The sequence below is a fragment of the Flavobacterium sp. Arc2 genome, assembly GCF_041431385.1.
Classification (GTDB): domain Bacteria; phylum Bacteroidota; class Bacteroidia; order Flavobacteriales; family Flavobacteriaceae; genus Flavobacterium.
The window spans coordinates 24,506-31,004 of record NZ_JASMRH010000021.1 but is presented as its reverse complement, the minus strand read 5'-3'; the positions used below and the strand labels follow the sequence as shown (position 1 = coordinate 31,004).

General features: G+C 34.6%; 6 protein-coding genes. All 6 read right to left on the bottom strand.

Annotated features, from left to right (window positions below; genetic code table 11):
* Positions 1-253: 253 nt before the first annotated feature.
* The 6 genes from QO182_RS14430 to QO182_RS14405 all read right to left on the bottom strand — a co-directional run bounded on the left by QO182_RS14430 (position 254) and on the right by QO182_RS14405 (position 6,449).
* Complete coding sequence (locus QO182_RS14430) at positions 254-754, bottom strand: GreA/GreB family elongation factor (RefSeq protein ID WP_371539456.1); 501 nt, start codon at positions 752-754, stop codon at positions 254-256.
* 317 nt (positions 755-1,071) lie between these two features.
* Positions 1,072-2,574, bottom strand: coding sequence for an aldehyde dehydrogenase family protein (locus tag QO182_RS14425; protein ID WP_371562331.1), 1,503 nt, complete (start codon positions 2,572-2,574; stop codon positions 1,072-1,074).
* Between the two features lie 217 nt (positions 2,575-2,791).
* Positions 2,792-3,628, bottom strand: a complete 837-nt coding sequence (locus tag QO182_RS14420; protein WP_371562329.1) for a helix-turn-helix domain-containing protein — start codon at positions 3,626-3,628, stop codon at positions 2,792-2,794.
* 29 nt (positions 3,629-3,657) lie between these two features.
* A complete protein-coding gene (locus QO182_RS14415; protein WP_371562328.1) occupies positions 3,658-4,572 on the bottom strand; it encodes a lipid A deacylase LpxR family protein in 915 nt (304 codons plus the stop codon).
* A gap of 21 nt (positions 4,573-4,593) precedes the next feature.
* Positions 4,594-5,337, bottom strand: a complete 744-nt coding sequence (gene mtgA, locus QO182_RS14410; RefSeq protein WP_371562326.1) for a monofunctional biosynthetic peptidoglycan transglycosylase — start codon at positions 5,335-5,337, stop codon at positions 4,594-4,596.
* Positions 5,337-6,449, bottom strand: coding sequence for an NAD(P)/FAD-dependent oxidoreductase (locus tag QO182_RS14405; RefSeq protein ID WP_371562324.1), 1,113 nt, complete (start codon positions 6,447-6,449; stop codon positions 5,337-5,339). Before QO182_RS14405 ends, mtgA begins: the two co-directional genes overlap by 1 nt.
* Positions 6,450-6,499 lie beyond the last annotated feature (50 nt).

The following is a 6,499-nucleotide window of genomic DNA, read 5'->3' as shown; positions in this document are numbered from 1 at the left end:
ATCATCGTATATTTTGAAACTTTTGATTCTAGGTCATTGGCTGTAAAAAGAGAAATGGAAATCAAAAAAAAGAAGAGTAGAAAATACATCGAATTTTTAATAGCTTAAAAATCAGATAACTAGAGTGTCCCGAAGGCTTTCGGGAAGATGACCGGTTCGAATCTCGTATTCTCCACAATTTAAAACTCAAGTCAGATGGCTTGAGTTTTTTATTTTTAGATGGAACTAATCTTCCCCATTTTAGTATTCTGTTTTAATAATTTATTGCAATAATTTCAAACTCTCGATTTTCTTGCGCTAATTTTAGTATGGCTATTTCTCCCACTTTTTTATTAATCAGTATTCTAGCGATTGGAGAAATGAAGGAAATTTTTCCTTTTGAGATATCAGCTTCATCTACACCTACTATTTGGTACTGTTGTAGTTTTGTATTACCCTTAATTTTCATGCTTACCGTTGCACCAAAACGCACCTCATCATGTGCCTGCTTATCAAGACCTACTATTTTAGCAGTAGTAATGCGGTGATTCAGCAATTGCAGTTTTGCATTAATATGATTTACAGCAATTCGCCTTTCATTTTCACTTGTACTTTTAAGATTCTCGATTTCATTAGTCATCGTTTGTTTTTCATTCAAAAGTTCGGCCATACCAATCTGGGTTACATAATTCACCACTCCGTCTGGTAAATCTGCTCTTGGTGGTACAATAGGAATTTCTTCCTGATCATCTTCTTTTACAAATCCTCTGCTCATGATTTATTTCGTTTAACAACAATTTTTCTATCATTTTAATTTTGTAAAATAGAGTGCTTCAATAAGCATCTTACTTTAAAAGAAAAACCGTCTGTTTTATTTATTTATCACCTTTAATAAACACAAGTTCTAATTGGTATTTTAAATTTACTTGAACTGTACCTATCTTATTACTAAGATACATAAAATCGATTTTTTGTATCCTAAAATTTCTTTAATATATGCAAAAACCTCATTTAAAAAGTAATTAACCGTTTAGAATAAAAACAAGAAAACCCCAACAATGCCGGGGTTTTCAATTTGTTTATAGGCTTCGATTAAAAGAATCCAACTGGTTCTTTATCGTAAGAGATCAACATGTTTTTTACAACACGATAATGATCTAATGCCATTTTATGGTTTTCACGACCAAATCCTGATTCTTTAACCCCTCCAAAAGGAGCGTGAGCAGGATAAGTATTATATTGATTTACCCAAACTCTACCTGCTTGAATAGCACGTGGAACTTGGAATAATTCGTGAGCATCACGAGACCAAACACCCGCGCCTAAACCGTAAGGCGTATCATTTGCGATAGCAATAGCTTCTTCAGTAGAACTAAATGTTGTTAAGGCTACAACCGGTCCAAAAATCTCTTCTTGGAATACTCGCATATTGTTTGTCCCTTTCAATACTGTTGGTTGAACATAGTAACCTCCAGAAAGATCTCCTTCGTAGTTACCAGCTTCTCCACCAGCTAATACAGTAGCACCTTCTTCTTTACCAATATTGATATAATTAACTATTTTTTCGCATTGTGCCTTAGAAACCTGAGAACCAATCATTGTTTCAGGATCAAGCGGATTACCTTTTTTGATTAACTTCAATCGTTCTTGCATTCTTTCGATGAAAAGATCAGCAATATCTTCATGAACTAAAATACGCGAAGGAGTCGTACAAATTTCACCTTGATTAAGTGCAAACATTAACGCACCTTCTATTGCTTTGCTAAAGAATTTATCATCTTGAGCGGCCACTGATGGGAAGAAAATATTTGGAGATTTTCCACCTAATTCCATAGTTACAGGAATAATATTTTCTGCTGCGTTGTGGTACACTTTACGACCAGTTTCGGTAGAACCAGTGAATGAAAGTTTAGCGATACGGTTTGAAGTAGCTAAAGCCTGTCCAGCTTCTGCACCAAAACCAGTTACGATGTTCAGTACTCCTGCAGGTAAAATATCACCTATCAATTCCATCAACATTATTACACTTGTTGGAGTTTGTTCTGCTGGTTTAACAACTGCAGTACAACCTGCCGCTAAAGCTGGCGCAATTTTCCAAGCTAACATCAACATCGGGAAATTCCAAGGAATTATTTCTCCTACGACTCCAATAGGTTCGTGCAAAACGATACTTAATGTATTCTTGTCATGTTCAGAGACACTTCCTTCATCTGCACGGATAACACCCGCAAAATAACGGAAGTGATCAACACAATAAGGGATATCTGCTGCGCGAGATTCACGGATTGGCTTTCCATTATCAATAGTTTCTAAAGTTGCCAAGTACTCTAAGTTGTCTTCCATTACTTGAGCAATCTTTAACAACATATTGCCACGTTCTGTTACTGAAGTTGTACTCCAAGACGGGAACGCTTTATGTGCTGCATCCAAAGCAAGATCAATATCTTCTTGAGTAGAACGAGCAGCTTGAGTAAATACTTTTCCATCAACTGGTGAAGGATTGTCAAAATATTGTCCGTTAACCGGAGCAACAAATTTACCATCAATAAAATTATCGTATCTTTCTTTGAAAACGGGTTTAGTTACATTTGCCATTTATTATATTTTTTAAATTATATAGATATAATTATTTTTCAAAAACACTATGTTTTAATTACACTACAAATGTATGGCGAGAGTTAGCCTATCCACTTATTGATACGGGTCAAAAAACTTATGAAAAAAGTTCATTATTGAAGGGTTAACAATAAAAACAAACCTATAAACTTATTAATTATATATAAATCAATTAGTTAGGTTGCTTTAGTCGGTTTTAATGGATTTCCTTTGGACTTATTCCAAATTTGTTTTTAAAGGCTATACTGAAGTTAGAGAGATTGTTATAACCCATATCTAAATAAATATCCGACGGTTTTAGTTGACCTTCTTGAAGAATATCTTTTGCTCTTTGCAAGCGTTTATCTTGCAACCATTTACCTGGAGCTTCATTGTATTCTAACATAAAATGACGCTTAAAAGTAGACAAACTCATATTGCACAAAAAAGCAATTTCTTCCAGTTTTAAGTTCGAAAGAACATTACTTTCGACCACATTTTTAAAGGGTGAAACTTCTTTGGAAATTAACGAATGTAGATAAAACTCAAATGCTTGCTCATATTTAGCCAAAAGATATAGCATAATTTCTTCAAATTTTATCTTCAGCAGATTGGCGCTATAATTAGAAGTATCTGAATTTAAAATTGACAACGAATTTAAGAACGCGACTATATAATCGTCATTTTCGATGACGAAATAAGCCACTTCATTTGTATAAGGCTGTACGTTTTTTGTATGCTTTTTTAAAAATTCAATAAGTTTCTCTTCAGAAAAAAAGAAGAGCTTACAATAATAAATCGCCTCAGTTTCGAGTAACTCTGTCCAAAGCCAATTCCCTTTTTTAAGAAGTAACGATTGCTTACTATTGACGGCGATTGAAGTATCTGCAAAATGAACCTGCTTTTTACCCACCTGCAAAAAGCTAAACATATTCATACTTAAATTAACCTTGCTTTTTACAACATCATTAGTCATTTTAAAATCATATACCAACAAACCTTCATTAACTTCCTTCTCTTTAATATAAATTTCCGGTATATTTTCTATTGGCATCGACTCTTTTTTTTTATTAATATCTAAAATTATTTCAGTAAATAAGAAACTCCTATCGATCCATAGAAATACCCCGTGTTAGTTTTGCTGTATAATTCCCTTCCTCGATACATGAAAATATAGGAAAGATTAAGGTTGTTTTTTCTATATTTAAAACCTGCTTCGCCATTGAAACGAAAAGGAACTAAACTAAATGTTACTGGACTATTGTTATTAAAAAGACTACCCTGAATTGTAGCATCATACAACTGATAATTAATGCTTGGCGAGATATAAAAGTAAAATTCGCTTTCATTACTACCTAAAGCACCACCATATAGATTAGAATTATAAACGGGAGTTAATTTTTTAAAACCTATTCTAGCCATAAAACCAGTGGACAACCCAGTCAAAACCGTCCCTAGATTTGCTTCTGAACGAAAATGAAAGTCGACAAAGTCACTTTGTACATTTGTAAATAGCTTTTGTGAAAACAAAAAATGAGTTTGTACCGCAAGCGCATTCTGAATTTGGTACTCCCAACCACGAACTTCTTTGTACCCTACTAATTTATGAAAACTTCTCTGGGTCTCTCTCCCAAAGGCATTTGGCCCCACAAAGCCCAACTGCAGATCAGTTTTTAAGACCGATTCATTTTTATAAAAAAAACTTCTCCCTAACTCCCCAAATAAATAACCTGCATATGGACGATCCATAATTTCTTTGGAGGGAGTATTTAGAAATCGTGGCGTGTAAATGCACTGTCCTAATCTAAATTCAGTTGTTTTTTTATAAATTTTGGGATTGTCATTTTTAGTCACATAACGATCAAAAACTTCTAATCCGTTAGTGTAATACATATCGTTTTTAGACGAAGTGTACAAATCATTATCAGTTATGATTCCGATTTCAGCACCGTTATTTTGACCCCATACTTGAACAGCAAAGAGGAAAAGGAAGACCATATAAGGTTTTTTAAAACGCACCTAGTATTTGATTTTCCCTACAGTTCGCATCACTCGCATAATTTTCGTCTTTCTATTATTGATATATGACGAGGAACTAGTCGCTGTAAATTTTCTGGGATTTGGCAAAATCGCGGCTATTCCTGCGGCTTGAATAGGAGTTAGATCTTTAGCATCTTTTCTATACCAATGCTCTGCCGCGGCTTGAGCGCCATAGACTCCATTCCCCATTTCGATGCTATTTAAATACACTTCCATAATGCGTTCTTTACCCCAAATTAACTCAATCAAAACGGTAAAATACGCTTCGAGTCCTTTCCTCAAGTAACTGCGTCCTTGCCAAAGAAATACGTTTTTGGCTGTTTGTTGCGATATGGTACTTCCTCCTTTTCTTTTTCGTCCTCGTTCATTGCCTTTATATGCTTTTTGCATTGCTTTGAAATCAAATCCGTTATGAGTAAGAAAACTTCCATCTTCACTTGCAATTACGGCTTTCTGTAAGTTAACCGAAATATTCTCGATAGGTTCCCAATCGTGACTGAATGAATTTTCTTTCTTGTCTGCGCTATTTTCAATACCCCGAATAGCCATTAAAGGTGTAAACGGAACCGGAACAAATTTATAAAGCACCACAAAAAACAAAGAGATTCCGAAGAACCACAATGCAACTTTAAACAAAAAACGACTGAGTATACTCATAAAACTACTGGATTCTTTTTTTACTGGTTTCTTAACTGGTTTCTTTGGTGTTATTTTTGTTGCCATTATACTAAATCTGCTAATTCTGTTCCTACTAAACTTCCTATTGCTACTCCCATTCCGCCAAGTCTCACGCCACAATAGACGTTTTCTGATAATTGCGAAACTATAGGATTCTTGCTATTGCCAATACCCATGATTCCACTCCAACTATGGGCAATCTCAAATTTTTGATTGGGCAAAATTACTTCTTTTAATAACTGCTTCAACTTATTTTGCACAATTTCTGTTTGTGCGAACTCAGTTGTATTTTCGGTATCAAAATCTAAATTTCGACCACCACCTAATAATATTCGGTCTCCAATGTTTCTAAAATAATAATAGCCACGATCCAAATGAAAAGTACCTTTGATATCTAAATTTTCAATTGGCTCCGTAATTAACACCTGTGCTCTGGCTGGTTTAACCGCAGCTCCAGCCAATTCATTTGCAAAACCATTTGTTGCAAAAAGTACTTTCTTTGACCTAAAACTAAAATCATCCAATACCACTTCAACATCGGTTCCTTTATCTAAAAAGGAAGTAACCGTTTGCTGATTTAAAATTAATATATTATTTGATACCGCTTGCTTTAGTAACTCTTGCATCATATTTCCCGTATCAATTTGAGCTTCAAACGGATTAAAAACTAAATGTTCCCGAATACCATTGAAACCAAAACGGTCTATTTCTTTAGCAAACACATCCGATCTAAAAAGAGGCTTTAGAATCTCATTTATGAATGGTAATTTATTTACACACTCATTATAGCAACTTTCATCTTCTGTTAAAAACAACTCATAGCCGCCATAAGGTTTAAAATCAATCGCCTCATCGCCAAGACGCTTACGTAATAACCGCAGTCCTTCCCAACGCTTTGTAATCAGCTGGAAAACTTCCTCTTCCGAATGAGATTTTAAGTCATCTATAATTTCAGAAATACTTCCAAAACAGGCAAAGCCAGCATTCTTAGTGCTTGCTCCATGAGGTAGCATACCTTTTTCCAGTACTAGTATTTTACTATCCGGGTATTTTTCGCGCAGGCGCAAAGCAGCATGTAGCCCAACAATTCCGCTACCCACTACCGTATAATCTACCTTTGTAAACCAGTTTTTTAGTTCCCAATAACTTAATTGCATCTGAAAAATTTTTATAAAAATAATATTTTTAGCTAGTAAACAGGCATGAA

What these genes read in the sequence shown, in the direction of transcription:
- QO182_RS14405 (WP_371562324.1), bottom strand. Translation starts at nt 6,449, where the DNA reads ATGCAATTAAGTTATTGGGAACTAAAAAACTGGTTTACAAAGGTAGAT.
- mtgA (WP_371562326.1), bottom strand. Translation starts at nt 5,337, where the DNA reads ATGGCAACAAAAATAACACCAAAGAAACCAGTTAAGAAACCAGTAAAA.
- QO182_RS14430 (WP_371539456.1), bottom strand. Translation starts at nt 754, where the DNA reads ATGAGCAGAGGATTTGTAAAAGAAGATGATCAGGAAGAAATTCCTATT.
- QO182_RS14415 (WP_371562328.1), bottom strand. Translation starts at nt 4,572, where the DNA reads ATGGTCTTCCTTTTCCTCTTTGCTGTTCAAGTATGGGGTCAAAATAAC.
- QO182_RS14425 (WP_371562331.1), bottom strand. Translation starts at nt 2,574, where the DNA reads ATGGCAAATGTAACTAAACCCGTTTTCAAAGAAAGATACGATAATTTT.
- QO182_RS14420 (WP_371562329.1), bottom strand. Translation starts at nt 3,628, where the DNA reads ATGCCAATAGAAAATATACCGGAAATTTATATTAAAGAGAAGGAAGTT.